The 13918-nt window shown below is 70.2% G+C and carries 15 protein-coding genes; 10 read left to right on the forward strand and 5 right to left on the reverse strand.

Annotated features, from left to right (window positions below):
- A partial coding sequence (locus tag Amac_RS45280; RefSeq protein WP_155360633.1) for a DUF222 domain-containing protein occupies nucleotides 1-1077 on the reverse strand: 1077 nt, incomplete at its 3' end.
- 485 nt (nucleotides 1078-1562) lie between these two features.
- On the opposite strand from Amac_RS45280, the gene Amac_RS45285 reads away from it, so the two are divergent.
- The gene (locus Amac_RS45285) at nucleotides 1563-3887 is read left to right on the forward strand and encodes an AAA family ATPase (protein WP_155360634.1); all 2325 of its coding nucleotides are present in this window, start codon (nucleotides 1563-1565) and stop codon (nucleotides 3885-3887) included.
- Entirely contained in the window at nucleotides 3884-4231 is a 348-nt protein-coding gene (locus Amac_RS45290; RefSeq protein WP_155360635.1) for a hypothetical protein, read from the forward strand. Before Amac_RS45285 ends, Amac_RS45290 begins: the two co-directional genes overlap by 4 nt.
- Before the next feature lie 43 nt (nucleotides 4232-4274).
- On the opposite strand, the gene Amac_RS45295 is transcribed toward Amac_RS45290, so the two are convergent.
- From Amac_RS45295 to Amac_RS45310, 4 genes are read right to left on the reverse strand one after another with little or no spacing between them, the layout of a single operon-like run.
- Complete coding sequence (locus Amac_RS45295) at nucleotides 4275-5072, reverse strand: ABC transporter permease (protein WP_155360636.1); 798 nt, start codon at nucleotides 5070-5072, stop codon at nucleotides 4275-4277.
- Nucleotides 5069-5902, reverse strand: coding sequence for an ABC transporter permease (locus Amac_RS45300; protein ID WP_218041676.1), 834 nt, complete (start codon nucleotides 5900-5902; stop codon nucleotides 5069-5071). Before Amac_RS45300 ends, Amac_RS45295 begins: the two co-directional genes overlap by 4 nt.
- Before the next feature lies 1 nt (nucleotide 5903).
- Nucleotides 5904-7109: an ABC transporter substrate-binding protein gene (locus Amac_RS45305; protein WP_155360637.1), complete on the reverse strand. Its 1206-nt coding sequence runs from the start codon at nucleotides 7107-7109 to the stop codon at nucleotides 5904-5906.
- Between the two features lie 15 nt (nucleotides 7110-7124).
- Nucleotides 7125-8144, reverse strand: coding sequence for an ABC transporter ATP-binding protein (locus tag Amac_RS45310; protein ID WP_155360638.1), 1020 nt, complete (start codon nucleotides 8142-8144; stop codon nucleotides 7125-7127).
- 82 nt (nucleotides 8145-8226) lie between these two features.
- Here Amac_RS45310 and Amac_RS45315 point away from each other — a divergent pair, with 82 nt between their 5' ends.
- The 8 genes from Amac_RS45315 (at nucleotide 8227) to trpB (ending at nucleotide 13910) form a co-directional block, all read left to right on the forward strand.
- Entirely contained in the window at nucleotides 8227-8952 is a 726-nt protein-coding gene (locus Amac_RS45315; protein WP_155360639.1) for a FadR/GntR family transcriptional regulator, read from the forward strand.
- A 4-nt stretch (nucleotides 8953-8956) separates the two neighbouring features.
- On the forward strand, nucleotides 8957-9679 hold the full coding sequence (locus tag Amac_RS45320) for a cache domain-containing protein (protein WP_155360640.1): 723 nt from the start codon (nucleotides 8957-8959) through the stop codon (nucleotides 9677-9679).
- Nucleotides 9680-9736: 57 nt separating this feature from the next.
- Nucleotides 9737-10084, forward strand: coding sequence for a phosphoribosyl-AMP cyclohydrolase (hisI, locus tag Amac_RS45325; protein WP_174889783.1), 348 nt, complete (start codon nucleotides 9737-9739; stop codon nucleotides 10082-10084).
- A complete protein-coding gene (locus Amac_RS45330) occupies nucleotides 10081-10620 on the forward strand; it encodes a Trp biosynthesis-associated membrane protein (protein WP_155360641.1) in 540 nt (179 codons plus the stop codon). The genes hisI and Amac_RS45330 overlap by 4 nt, the downstream gene beginning before the upstream one ends.
- A gap of 118 nt (nucleotides 10621-10738) precedes the next feature.
- Nucleotides 10739-11305 (forward strand): DUF4190 domain-containing protein, encoded by a 567-nt coding sequence (locus Amac_RS45335; protein ID WP_155360642.1) that lies wholly within the window; start codon nucleotides 10739-10741, stop codon nucleotides 11303-11305.
- 44 nt (nucleotides 11306-11349) lie between these two features.
- Nucleotides 11350-11754 carry a DUF2752 domain-containing protein gene (locus tag Amac_RS45340; protein ID WP_155360643.1) on the forward strand — a complete coding sequence of 135 codons (405 nt, stop codon included), beginning with the start codon at nucleotides 11350-11352 and terminating at the stop codon, nucleotides 11752-11754.
- A gap of 108 nt (nucleotides 11755-11862) precedes the next feature.
- The gene (trpC, locus tag Amac_RS45345; protein ID WP_155360644.1) at nucleotides 11863-12684 is read left to right on the forward strand and encodes an indole-3-glycerol phosphate synthase TrpC; all 822 of its coding nucleotides are present in this window, start codon (nucleotides 11863-11865) and stop codon (nucleotides 12682-12684) included.
- On the forward strand, nucleotides 12681-13910 hold the full coding sequence (gene trpB / locus Amac_RS45350) for a tryptophan synthase subunit beta (protein WP_155360645.1): 1230 nt from the start codon (nucleotides 12681-12683) through the stop codon (nucleotides 13908-13910). Before trpC ends, trpB begins: the two co-directional genes overlap by 4 nt.
- The last annotated feature ends 8 nt before the right edge of the window (nucleotides 13911-13918 follow it).

Below are 13918 nucleotides of genomic sequence, written 5' to 3' on the forward strand. Positions count from 1 at the left end.
GGTGGGGAGGGATTCGGCGCGGACCAGGACCAGCAGTTCGGTGGTGACCTTTTTGCTCAGCAGCGCTGACAGGGCGTCGGCTTGGCGGACCCGGAGTGGGCGGTCGTCGTCTTTGCCTTTCGGCCGGGCGTAGGCGGCCAGGAACTCGCGCAGCCGGGCGCCGGCCTCCCGGGGCAGCCGGAACTCCCCCTCCACGCCGCCGGTGCTGGACGGGCGGACCAGCAGGGAACGGGTGGCGTAGTCGGTTTCGGCGTCATCGTCCAGGGTGCCCGGGTCCAGCAGTTCACGCAGGTATCGCCCGGCCTTGAGGATCTCGGCCGGGGAGGCGCTGTCGGCCAGGTCCAGCAGGATCGGCTCGGCCAGCGCCGCCTGCGCGTCGGTCAGGTGGGTGGTGACCTGGCTGATCGCCTCGGCCGACCCCTCGGCGAGAGTACCGCGCGCCAGCCGGTCCCGGACGACAGGCAGGCGGGCCAGCTGGGTGGCCAGCCGGATCAGACGGGACGCGCCTCCTGCGGTCATGCCCGCCGAGGCACGCAGCCAGGTACCGGTGGAGGCGTGCCCGCCGCTGCCGGCACTCTTGGCCTCCCCGGTGGCGTGGACGCGTCCCACCCGGGCGGCGATCGCCGAGCTCAACCGGTCCTGGGCGAACAGCAGATCTTCCGTCTCGCCCACGCACAACCCGGCATCCTCGGGCAGGTCGGTCGTCGCAATCCGGGAGGCGAGCTGCCGGAACGCGGCCACCAGCACCCCCGAACCCACCGGCTCGCCCGAGGGCTCCGACCCCGCCGAGCGGCCAGGATCGGTGGAGCGACCGGCGTCGGCCGAGCGGCCAGGGTCGGTGGAGGGGCCGGTGTCGGTGGAGCGGCTGTGGAGGAACTGATGCCGTGTGTTCTGCTGCCCTGCGTCGCCGTATGTGTCGCTATGGGCGTCGTCGTGGGCGGAACGCTGGGGCGGGACGTAGTCAGGCGGGACGTAGTCAGGGTCCAGCACGGTGCCCTTCAGGAACGCGGGCAGCTCGCGTCCGCGGACGCCCTTCGCACGGGAGGGATCCCGCACGTCGATCGCAGACCCGAGCATGAAGGCTCCCCCCTTTCTCTCCGGCGGATCCGAACAACCACCCTCACGCTATCGGGCGGCTATGACAAAACCTGGCCTTGATCCGCGACAAAACCGCAGGTCACGCTGCCGGTGAAAAGATCTACCTACCCGCCACGATCCGAAGATCCATTCGCCACGCCCGATCAGGAGCAGCACACCAACCCACAGACCCTCAACCCGCGAAGAACAGGCCTAGCGGGTGGCCTCGCCCGTGATCCGCTGGCAGCCAGATCGGCAGCACTGACGACAGGATCAGTGCTGCCGCGTCCACGTTCACCACCGGTGCCTAGTTGGGTCTGAACAGGTTCTCGAAAATTCAGATCGCCTTGGACAGGCCATCGACGATGGGCAGGACTATCGGCTACGTCATGGACGAATGGGACGAATAACTGTGCAGGTCGGGGCCGGGTAACGCCAAGGGCGGCCTCATTGATATCCCCCTGAAGCTAACTTCGAGGAGCGTCGTGTCCGAGACCTTGCGTGACCTGGTGACGGCCCGGCTCGCCGGCTCCTCGCTCGACCCCGCCGCGCAACGGATCATGTTGGAGGCGCTGGGGGAGGACGAGACGGGCCCAAGCCGTCCCATCCGGCGGGCGTACCTGCAGTCGGTGACGGTCAGTGGGTTTCGCGGCATCGGCCGTACGGCACGCCTCCCGCTCACGCCCCGTCCGGGGTTGACCCTGGTGGTGGGCCGGAACGGCAGCGGCAAATCCAGCTTCGCCGAAGCCGTGGAGATCGCGCTCACTGGTGACAATGCCCGCTGGAGCTCGAGGTCGGATATCTGGCGGCGGAGCTGGCGCAACCTGCACGAGTCTGCGCCTCCGCAGGTTGCGGTGGAGCTGCTGCTGGAGGGCGACACTGAGCCGAGCACGGTATTGCGCGAGTGGACAGGCGAGGACGTGGGCGATTCCCGCGCTGAGGTGGAGCGGCCGGGCAGCGACCCGGTGCCGCTGGCTGAGCTGGGATGGGCGCCGGATCTGGCGCTGTACCGGCCGTTCCTGTCCTACTCTGAGCTCGGCCAGATGATCAGCGGCAAGCCGAGCGAAATGTACGACGCGGTCGCGACGATCCTGGGGCTGGAGCTGCTGGCCACCGCCGACAAGAACCTGCGCGACCGGGCCTCAGACCTGGAGAAGGTGATCAAGCAGGCCGACGCCGAACTGCCCGAGGTGGCGGACCTCGACGACCCGCGGGCCCAGGCGGCACAAGCCGTACTTCAAGCTAAGAAGAGGGACCTGGACCGTTTGGCCGAGCTGGTCGTGGGTGAGCACACCGTCGATGACGGCGAGCTGGCCCGGCTGCGGCGGCTGGCGGACCTGTCCGGACCGGACGTGGCTGTGGTCGAGCAGCGGGTGGCACGACTGCGTGCCGCTCTTGCCGCCGCGGAGCAGGTGCGGGGAACGTCGGCGGAGGACGCGCGGCGGCGGGCCGAGCTGCTGGAGCGAGCGCTGGCGCACTTCTGCGGACAGGCGTGCCCGGTCTGCGGTGGTGAGCAGCTGGATGAGGTGTGGGCTGGGCATGCTCATGACGAGGTGGCCAGACTGCGCGGAGAGGCTGCGGCTGCCGATGACGCGCGCCGGGAGCTGCGGTCCGCGGCACAAGCTGTACAGGACCTGGTGGAGAATCCGCCCGCCGGCGTGTCCTCCGAGGTGGGGGCGGCATGGGCGGCCTGCCGCACGCTCGACGATCCGGTCGCGCTGGCGCGGCAGGCGCCCATGGCAGCCATGGCAATGGCGGCCGCCTGCCGGGACGCGCGGGAGCAGGCGGTCAAGCGCTTGGCGGATCTGGACGGGCGGTGGAAGGAAACCGCGACGGCGCTGGCGGCGTGGCTGACGGTGGCCCGGCGAGCGGAGGCTGGCAGGCCGGAGCTGAAGCAGGTCAAGGCGGCGCGGAAGTGGCTTCGTGATGTCCACGATGAGCTGCGGGCCGAGCGGATGGCGCCGCTGGGAGAGACGTCCCAGCTGATCTGGAACTTGCTGCGGCAGCAGAGCAACGTGACGCTCGGGCCGGTCCAGCTCGCCGGTGCGGCCACCCAGCGGCGGGTGGTGATGGACGTGTCGGTGGACGATATCGAGGCGCCCGCGCTGGGGGTGATGAGCCAGGGTGAGTTGCACGCGCTCGCGCTGACGTTGTTCCTGCCGCGTGCGACGTCACGGCAGAGTCCGTTCAAGTTTTTGGTGATCGACGATCCGGTGCAGTCCATGGATCCGGCCAAGGTGGATGGGCTGGCCCGAGTGCTGACGATGATCGCTGAGACCCGGCAGGTGGTCGTGTTCACCCATGACACACGGCTACCTCAGGCGTTGAAGTATCTGCGGCTGCCGGCGACCGTCGTCGAGGTGGTCCGCAAGGAACGGTCGGTGGTGGAGTTGAAGGAGTCCGACGATCCGGTGGCGCGGGCGCTGCGGGATGCGCGGGCGCTGGCCAAGCCGGGCAAGGTGCCCGCTGACGTGGTGCGGCACGTGTTGCCGGGACTCTGCCGTACCGCGCTGGAAGCGGCGTTCCTGGAGGTGGTGTGGCATCGGTTGCTGACCGCTGGGCGGGACCACGGGCTGGTGGAGCGGCAGATCGGCGACGCGCACAAGCTGACCGAGCTGGCCGCGCTGGCGTTGTTCGGGGACGCCTCGAAGTGGAGTCAGGTGCTGGGGGAGCTGAACCAGCGCTACGGCGGATGGGCGGCGGATCTGGTGGTGTTGTGCAACAAGGCCACTCACCAGGCGGTCCGGTTCGACGATGTCGAGGAGTTGGTGCGTCAGACGGGTCGGCTGGCCAAGCTGGTGAGGGCGTGATGACCGCGCTGGCGCTGCTGAGCTCGGCCGATCAGCTGCTGGGTCAGACGGTGGGCGTGTGGCCGCGGCCTGCGGCTTTGCTGTTGCGGTTGTCGCTCGAGCATGGCTTGCGGGAGTACTTTCAGCGCGTCCGGCCCGAGCTGAACAAGTGCACGATGCTGGAGCAGATGCTCTGCCTGGAGGCGTATGCCGGGTCCGGGGTGGCCCGGCAGTGTGCCATCTTGTGGTCGGGACTGAGCCAGGCGTGTCACTATCACGCCTACGAGTTGTCGCCGACGCCGGGTGAGTTGGGGCGCTGGCGGGAGGAGGTCGCTGCGGTGCTCAGGCTTCTGGGTACATCGTGAACTTCTCCTTTTGCGCTGCTCTCGAGAACCGTCCCGCGGGCGGCTAATAGCGGGTGGCCTCTCCGCTGATCCGCTGGGCCAGCCAGATCGGCAGCACCGACAGCAGGATGAGCGCCGCCGCGACCACGTTCACCACCGGCGCCTGGTTGGGCCGGAACAGGTTCTCGAAGATCCAGATCGGGAGGGTGCGCACCCCCGCCCCGGCCGTGAACGTGGTCACGATGATCTCGTCGAAGGACAGCGCGAACGCCAGCAGCCCGCCCGCCAGCAGCGCCGACCGCATCATCGGGAACGTCACCAGGCGGAACGTGGTGAACGTGTCCGCCCCCAGGTCCGCCGACGCCTCCTCAATGGACACCCCGAGCCGCCGCAGCCGGGCCAGCACGTTGTTGTAGACCGTCACCACGCAGAACGTGGCATGCCCGACGATCACCGTGAACAGCCCGAGCGGCACCCCCAGCACCGAGTGGAAGGTGTTGCTGAGCGCGATCCCAGTCACGATGCCCGGCAGCGCGATCGGCAGCACGATCAGCAGCGACACCGTCTCCCGGCCGAAGAACGTGTGCCGCTGCACCGCGAACGCCGCCAGCGTGCCCAGCAGCAGCGCGATCAGCGTCGCCCCCGAGGCGGCCTGCACCGATGTCCACAGCGCCTCGCGCATGCCGGTGGAACGCCAGGCCGCCGCCCACCAGTCGAAGGTGAAGCCGGGCGGCGGCCAGCCGAACGTGCGGTCGGCGTTGAACGAGTTGAGCACCACCACGGCCAGCGGCACGTAGATCACGGCCAGCCCGGCCGCGAGGGCCGCCCACAGCGCGGCGCGAGCCGTACGAGACAGGTTCACAGGTTCTCCAGCGCTCCGGTCCGGCGCACCGCCGCCAGGTAGACCAGCATGATGACCACCGGCACGGTCGCCACCGCCGCCGCGAACGGCAGGTTGTTGGCCGCGCCGATGTTGTCGTAGACCACGTTGCCGATCAGCTGCGACCGGCCGCCGACGATCTTCACGGTGATGTAGTCGCCCAGCGACAGCGAGAACGTGAAGATCGATCCGGCGGCGACGGCCGGGAAGGTGAGCGGCCACACGACCGTGCGGAAGGTCCGCCAGCCGCGCGCGCCCAGATCCCCGGCCGCGTCCAGCAGCGAGTTCGGCAGCCGCTCCAGGCCCGCGTAGATCGGCAGGATCATGTACGGCAACCACAGGTACGACAACGTGAGCACGGTCGCCCCCAGCCCGTACCCCCAGCCCAGAATGCCGCCGGTGGACAGCAGCACCCGCCACGCGTACGCCTTGACCAGATACGACGCCCACAGCGGCGTGAGCACCGCGATGACCAGCCAGCGCTGGGCCCTGGGCGAGGCCAGCTTGGCCATCGCGAACGCCATCGGGAACGCGACCACCAGATCGATCAGTGTCACCGCCGCCGCGACCCCGAGCGAGCGCAACGCGATCGTCCGATACACCTCACCGGTGACCAGATCCTCGAAGTTCGCCCAGGTGAACGTCCTGACCAGGTTCCCGGTGAAGGTGTCGGTGGACCAGAACGCGGTCACCAGCAGCGCGGCCAGGGCGCCCAGATAGGCCAGCCCCAGCCACGCCATCGGCGCCGACAGCAGCAGCGACAGCCGGACCCCGGCGTGCCGGTGCAGGAAGGTCGCCAGTCGCCGCCTCACATCAGCCCTTGATCTCGGTCCAGGCCCGCGTCCACTCCGCGTAGTCCTTGCAGGTCACGTCGGTGCGCCCGTCCAGGCACTGCGGGATCGGGGTGGTCCAGTAGTAGACCTTCGAGAAGTACTCCTCGTCGGTGGCGTGGAAGGTGTCGCAGTGCTTCGGGTCGGCCGTCTCCGCGCACGACTTGGCGTTCGACGGCGCCTCCCCGAACCACTCGGCCACCTGCGCGTTCGCCTTCGGGGAGATGATCCAGTCCAGCCACTTGTAGGCGCAGTTGGGGTTCTTGGCGGCGGCCGCCACCATCCAGGTGTCCGACCAGCCGGTCGCGCCCTCCTTGGGCAGCGTCACCTCCACCGGGGCCTTGTCGGCCAGCGCCAGGTTGGCGATGACCTGCCAGGTGGTGCCCACCACGGTGTCGCCCGCCTTGAAGGCCTGGATCTCCTTGGTGTAGTCCGACCAGTACTCGCCGATGATGCCGCGCTGCTGCTTCAGCAGGTCCACCGCCGCGGTGAACTGCTTGTCGTCCAGCGCGTACGGATTCTTGATGCCGAGTTCGGGCTTGGTGGCCATCAGGTAGACGGCCGCGTCCGCGATGTAGATCGGCGAGTCGTAGGCGGTCACCGACCCCTTGTACGGCGAGGCGGGGTCGAACACCACCCCCCAGGAGTCGGGCGCCGGGCTGACCTTGTCGGTGCGCCACATCAGCAGGTTCGCGCCCCGGCCGTGCGGCACGCCGTACGAGACGCCGCCGACCGAGTTCCACGGCTTGTCCTTCAGACCGGAGAACACGTCCGCGTAGTTGGGGATCAGCGAGGTGTTCACCGGGGCCACCGTGCCGGCCGCGATCAGGCGGAGCGAGGCGTCGCCGGAGGCGGAGACGGCGTCGTACTCGCCGGTCTTCATCAGGTTGACCATCTCGTCGGAGGTGCCCGCGGTCTTGGTGTTGACCTGGCAGCCGGTGCTGCTCTCGAACTCGCTCACCCAGTCGACCTTGGGGTCGGTGGAGCCGTCCTCCACGTAACCGGCCCAGGCGACCAGGTTGACCTGGCCCTCGCCGGCGCCGAGGGAGGCCAGCGCCTCGATCTTCGGCGGGGTGAAGCCGCTGACGCCGGGGGCGGGGGCGGCGGTGCCGGTGGGTTCGGTGGAACCGCAGGCGGCGGCTAATGCCAGTGCTGCGACGGCTGCGGCGATACGGGGGGTTGATCGCATATGAGCTCCTGATATCTAGACGATCGCGAACTCGTGGCGGCGGTGCCACACGAGCCGGACCCTGGTGCCGCGCAGGCCCATCACGTCCATGGACGAGACCTGCAGGTTCTGCTGGAGGGCGATGAGCCGCCCGCCCGCGTCCAGATCCACCACGAACCGGGTGGCGGGCCCGGCGTAGACGACCTCGGTGACCAGGCCGGTGGCGCTGTGCTCGCCGTCCCCGACGGTTTCGTCCGGCGGCGCGACGCGCAGCTTCTCGGGGCGGACGCTGAACGTGCCGTCCTTGCCGAGCACGGCCTGCGCCGCCTCGCCCGAGATCAGGTTGGAGGTGCCCACGAAACCGGCCACGAACGCGCTGGCCGGTCGCTCGTACACCTCGGCCGGGGTGCCGACCTGTTCGACCCGGCCGTGGTTGAACACCGCGACCCGGTCGCTCATGGTCAGCGCCTCCTCCTGGTCGTGGGTGACGAACAGGAACGTGATGCCTACCTCGCGCTGGATCGCCTTCAGCTCGACCTGCATCTCCTCGCGTAACTTCAGGTCGAGCGCGCCGAGCGGCTCGTCAAGCAGCAGCACCCGGGGGCGGTTGACCAGGGCGCGGGCCAGCGCCACGCGCTGCCGCTGGCCGCCGGAGAGCTCGCCGGGCCGCCGTTTGCCGAAGCCCTCCAGGCGGACCGTGGCGAGAGCTTCGAGGGCTTTCTCGCGGCGGTTGGGGACCTTCTTGACGCGCAGGCCGTACTCGACGTTCTGCAGCACGCTCATGTGCGGGAACAGGGCGTAGTCCTGGAAGACGGTGTTCACGTCCCGCTCGAAGGGCGCCAGCCGGGTGACGTCCCGGCCGCCGAGCTCGACGGTTCCGGCGGTGGGGGTCTCGAAACCGGCGATCATCCGCAGCACGGTGGTCTTGCCGCTGCCCGACGGGCCGAGCATCGCGAAGAACTCGCCGTCCGCGACGCCCAGGTCCACACCCGCGACCGCCTCGACGCTCCCGAAGCTCTTGCGCAGCCCGCGCAGGGCCACCGCTTGGTCTGCCATGAAATTAAACATATGGTGTTAAATGTTTCGCAACAAGACACGATCCGGTATCACAGGTGTTAACCGCGATGGAGGGAGCCAGATGGAATCGGCGCGTCTGGCCGTCTTCGCGCCGGTGGACAGCACCGCCCGGGTCGAGGCGGTGATCCGCCGCCTCACCGACGCGATCGCCCTCGGCCTGCTCGCCGACGGCGAGCAACTCCCCAGCGAGGCCGAGCTCGCCGGACAGCTCGGCGTCTCCACCGTCACCCTGCGGGAGGCCCTGATGGCCCTGCGCCAGCAGGGCATGGTCGAGACCCGCCGGGGCCGCGGCGGCGGCAGCTTCGTCCGCCTCCCCTCCGACCTCGACCTCGGCTCCCTCCTGCGGGGGTACGCGGTGGAGGAGTTGCGCGATCTCGGCGACCACTACGCGGCCATCGCCGGAGCCGCCGCCCGCCTGGCCGCCCAGCGCGCCCTCCCCTCCGACCTCGCCCCGCTGCTGCGCTCCCTGGACGAGATGGCCGGAGCCGACTGGGACGGCCGCCTGCGCCGCCTGGACGGCCGCTTCCACGTGGAGATCGCCGCCGCCTCCCAGTCCGCGCGACTCACTCAGGAGGAGATCCGGTTACAGGCTGACATCGGACCCTTGCTGTGGCTTTCCCGGGACGAGCACCATGAGATGGCCAAACGCAATCTGTTCGACCAGCATCGGGCCATCGTCGAGGCCATCAGGGCGGGAGAGGGAGACCAGGCCAGGGAGCTCGCCGAACGCCACGTGCTGGACGCGGTTGACCACCTCATCGAGCTTCGGCTGCGGCTCCAGGAGTAGCGAAATGACCCAACTTCAGGCTGGTCGCCCCGCCGACGTCGTCAACGCGGCCGTCACCCGCGTCACCGAGGTCGCCGACGAGGTCTTCACCACCCTTCGCGAAGTCCGCACCGCCACCGCCGCCTCCGTGCGCTCGGTCCGGGGCCGTACGCCTGTCGCCGCTGACCTGGCCACGCTCCGCCCCCTGCTGTGGAGCCGCCTAGACCCGGGCCGCCTGGGCGCGCTGATCGCCGGAATCGGCTTCATCGCCGCCCCCGGCCTGCTCGCGGACGCCCCCTGGTATCTGGAGTGGTGGCAGGAGAACCCGTCAGGCCGCCCGGTCCAGCTGTTACGCGACCTCGACCCGTCCAGCAGCGCCTTCTACGACTACACGCACTGGGACTGGTACACCGGCCCGCTCGCCGGCGCAGAACACACCATCTGCGGACCCTACGTCGACTACCTGTGCACCGACGAGTACAGCCTCACCCTGTCGGTCCCCGTGACCGTGGCAGGCGCCTTCATCGGCGTCGCCGCCGCCGACGTGTTCGTCCGCCGCTTCGAGGCCGCCGTCGACCCCGCCCTCCGCGAGATCCCGGCCCCCGCCCTGCTCACCAACGCCGAAGGCCGCGTGGTGGCCTCCAACACCGCCCGCTGGATCACCGGCTCGGCCTACCGCGGCGCGCCCGGCTTCACCGCCCACCCGATCGCCGATCTGCCGTTCGCCCTGGTCGCCGCCGACGGCTGACCACGCCCGAGGGGACGAACACGCTGGTCGGGGCCCCAGATGAGGCAGAATTACGACATGCCCTTGGACCCGAAGATCGCCGGTAGGTTGAAACGCACCCGGGACGGCCTGGTGGCCGTGGTCGTGCAGCAGCATGACAGCGGGGAGGTGCTCATGCTGGCCTGGATGGACGACGAGGCACTGCACCGCACGCTGAGCACGGGCCGGGCGACGTACTGGTCCCGGAGCCGGGGCGAATACTGGGTGAAGGGCGACACGTCGGGACACGTGCAGTGGGTCAAGCACGCCGCGCTCGATTGCGACGGTGACACGATCCTGCTTCAGGTGGACCAGGTGGGGGCCGCCTGCCACACCGGTGATCGGACCTGCTTCGACGCCACACCCCTGGAAGTGACGATCACATGAATCCCGCCCGGCGCGTGATCTCGCTCTGGCTGGCCGTCTGCGCCGCCGGATCGGGGCTCACGCTGCTCGCCGCGAGCCGGGACTGGGCGGTGCTGACCTTCGACGTCACCGCCCCCAACCTGCCCACCCTGACCCTCACCGGCGGCGAAGTCGCGGCCTCACTCACGCCGGTGGCCCTCGCCGCCCTGGCCGGATCCGTCGCCGTGCTCGCCGCCCGCGGCGTCTGGCGCTCCGTCCTGGCGGGACTGATCGCCCTGTGCGGCGCGGCGATCGTGCTGGCGTCCCTGCGCGCCTGGGGCGACCTCGCCCCCGAGGGCAGCGCCGCGGCCACCACCGAGCTCACCCCGTGGCCTCTGGTCGCCGTCGCCGGAGGAGGGCTCCTGATCCTTTCCGGCCTGTACGCGACCCTCCGCGCCACCCGATGGGCGAGCCCGGCACGCGGAAGCCGTACCCCGATGAGGCCATCGGGAGAGCGAGAGTTGTGGGACGCTCTGGACGCGGGACTAGACCCGACCGAATCCGACGAGCATCGTTGACAAGCGGGCCACGCCTGGTCACAAATTGTCCACACCTTGAGCGTATTTCCCAAGTAATCAGAGCAAATCGCTAGGCTGCGCCCCGCACCTCTCACGATGACCGCTAGGAGTCATTCACATGAGTTACGGGAACCAGCCGGGCGACACCGGGGAGCACGGGGGCCAGCCCGGCTACGGGCAGCAGCCCGGTTACGGCCAGCAGCCCGGCTACGGGGATCAGGGATACGGTCAGCAGCCGGGCTACGGGCAGCAGCCCGGCTATGGGGCGCAGCAGCCCGGCTACGACCAGTACGGCCAGCCGCAGCCCGGCTACACCCAGCCCAGCGGCTACGACCAGTCCTACCAGCAGCAGGCTTACCAGCAGCCCGGCTACCAGTACCAGCAGCCGGGCTACGGCTACCCGCCGTCCAGGCCGACCAACGGGCTCGCGGTCGCGTCCCTGGTGATGGGCATCGTCGGCCTGCTGCTGTGCGGCGTCACCAGCATCCTCGGCGCGATCTTCGGGCACATCGCGATGGCGCGGATCAAGGAGAGCGGCGAGGAGGGGCGCGGCATGGCCGTGGCCGGCCTGGTCACCTCCTACATCACGATCGCCCTGTGGGTCATCCTGTGGCTGGCGTTCGGCGCCGCCATCCTGGCCCTGATCGGCATCGCCGAGACCGCGGACACCAGCTTCAACTACTAGATGTCGAGGGCCCGCACGGGGGCGGGCCTGGTTAAGCTGTCCGGATGAAGACGGCGACGCGGCGTTTCGCCGTGCCCGCGGGGGTGGCGGCGATCACGATCGCGGCCACCGGATACGTCGCCGCCGTCGACCCGAACGCGGCCGGGCACTACCCGGCCTGCCCGTTCCTCGCGGTCAGCGGGTTCTTCTGCCCCGGCTGCGGCAGCCTGCGCGCCGTGCACGCGCTCGCTCACGGCGACCCGCTCGCGGCCCTGGGCCTCAACCCGCTGTTCACGCTGACCGCGCCCGTGCTGCTCTACCTGTGGGCCCGCTGGGCGTACGCGGCCTGGACCGGTCGCCGGATGACCACCGTCCTGGCCAGGCCAGTCATCGCGCGCGGTTTCGTCGCGGTGGCGCTGATCTTCTGGGTCGTACGGAACCTCCCGTTCGGCCGCTATCTCGCGCCGTGACACGCCCCGGTGGCCGGGCAGGGGCGGCAGGGCCGATACCATCGGCAGGGCAAGGCGGGTGCGATGCGACGCCCCGCGAGCGCAGTCAATCGGAGGGACCCGGAGTTCGTGAGCGTTCTCGACGAGATCATCGAAGGGGTCCGGGAGGACCTCGCCGAGCGGCAGAAGACCGTGTCGATCGACGAGCTCAAGCAGCGCGCCGGACGTGCGCCCGCCCCCCGTGACGTGCGCGCGGCGCTGGGCGGAGACCGGGTCTCGGTGATCGCCGAGGTGAAGCGGTCCAGCCCGTCCAAGGGCGCGCTCGCCGCCATCGCCGACCCGGCCGGTCTGGCCGCCGACTACGAGGCCGGGGGCGCGCACGTGATCAGCGTGCTCACCGAGCGCCGCCGGTTCGGCGGCAGCCTCGACGACCTGGCCGCCGTGCGGGCCAGGGTGGACGTGCCGATCCTGCGCAAGGACTTCATCGTCAGCGCCTACCAGCTCTGGGAGGCCCGGGCCTATGGCGCGGACCTGGCGCTGCTGATGGTCGTCTCGCTGGAGCAGGAGGCGCTGGTCTCGCTGATCGAGCGGGCCGAGTCCATCGGGCTGACGCCGCTGGTCGAGGTGCACACCGAGGACGAGCTGGAGCGGGCCGTCGCCGCGGGCGCTAAGATCATCGGGGTGAACGCGCGCGACCTCAGGACGCTCCAGGTGGACCGGGACGTCTTCGCCAAGCTGGCCCCGAAGATCCCGGACGGCATCCTCAAGATCGCCGAATCCGGCGTGCGCGGGCCGCACGACCTGCTCGCCTACGCCCGCGCGGGCGCCGACGCGGTGCTGGTGGGGGAGAGCCTGGTCACCGGCAAGGACCCGAGGGCCGCGGTCAACGACCTGGTGACCGCGGGCGCGCACCCGTCATCCCGACAGGAACGGCAGCAGGAGAAGCCATGACATCCTCCGAGGACACGGTCCTCCAGCCGGGCGACCTGGTCGGCGGTGACGCCGGGACCGGCGGCAAGTTCGGCGTGTTCGGCGGCCGTTACGTGCCGGAGGCGCTCATCCCGGCGCTGGACGAGGTCGCCGCCGTCTACGAGAAGGCCAGGACCGACGTCGCGTTCATCCGCGAGTTCGACCACCTGCTGCGGACCTACGCCGGGCGGCCCACCACCCTCACCGACGTGCCCAAGTTCGGCGCGCAGGCGGGCGGGGCCCGGATCGTGCTCAAGCGCGAGGATCTCACCCACACCGGCGCCCACAAGATCAACAACGTGCTCGGCCAGGCGCTGCTGACCAAGCGGCTCGGCAAGACCCGGGTCATCGCCGAGACCGGCGCGGGCCAGCACGGCGTCGCCACCGCCACCGCCGCCGCGCTGATGGGCCTGGAGTGCGTCATCTACATGGGCGCGGTCGACTGCGAGCGGCAGTCCCTCAACGTGGCCAGGATGAAGCTGCTCGGCGCGACCGTGGTGCCGGTCACCAACGGCAGCCAGACCCTCAAGGACGCCATCAACGAGGCGTTCCGCGACTGGGTCACCAACGTGGACAGCACCCACTACCTGTTCGGCACCGTCGCCGGGCCCTACCCGTTCCCCGGCATCGTCCGGGACTTCGCCCGGATCATCGGCGTCGAGGCGCGCCGCCAGATCCTGGCGCTCACCGGCAAGCTGCCGGACGCCATCTGCGCGGCCGTGGGCGGCGGCTCCAACGCGATCGGCATCTTCCACGCCTTCCTCGGCGACGAGGGCGTCGCCCTGCACGGCTACGAGGCCGGCGGCCGGGGCCTGGAGACGGGCGAGCACGCGCTCACCCTCACCGCGGGGACCATCGGCGTGCTGCACGGCTCCCGCACCTACGTGCTGCAGGACGAGGAGGGCCAGACGATCGAGTCGCACTCGATCTCGGCCGGTCTGGACTACCCGGGCGTCGGGCCCGAGCACGCCTGGCTCAAGGACAGCGGCCGGGCCACCTACCACGGCATCACCGACGCCGAGGCGATGGACGCGTTCGCGCTGCTGGCCCGCACCGAGGGCATCATCCCGGCGATCGAGTCCGCGCACGCGCTGGCCGGGGCGCTCAAGCTGGGCCGCGAGCTGGGCCCGGACGCCACGATCCTGGTGAACCTCTCCGGCCGGGGCGACAAGGACATGGGCACCGCGATGACGTACTTCAACCTCTAGGGCGCCGA

Source organism: Acrocarpospora macrocephala (assembly GCF_009687865.1).
In the GTDB taxonomy this organism is placed as follows: Bacteria; Actinomycetota; Actinomycetes; order Streptosporangiales; family Streptosporangiaceae; genus Acrocarpospora; species Acrocarpospora macrocephala.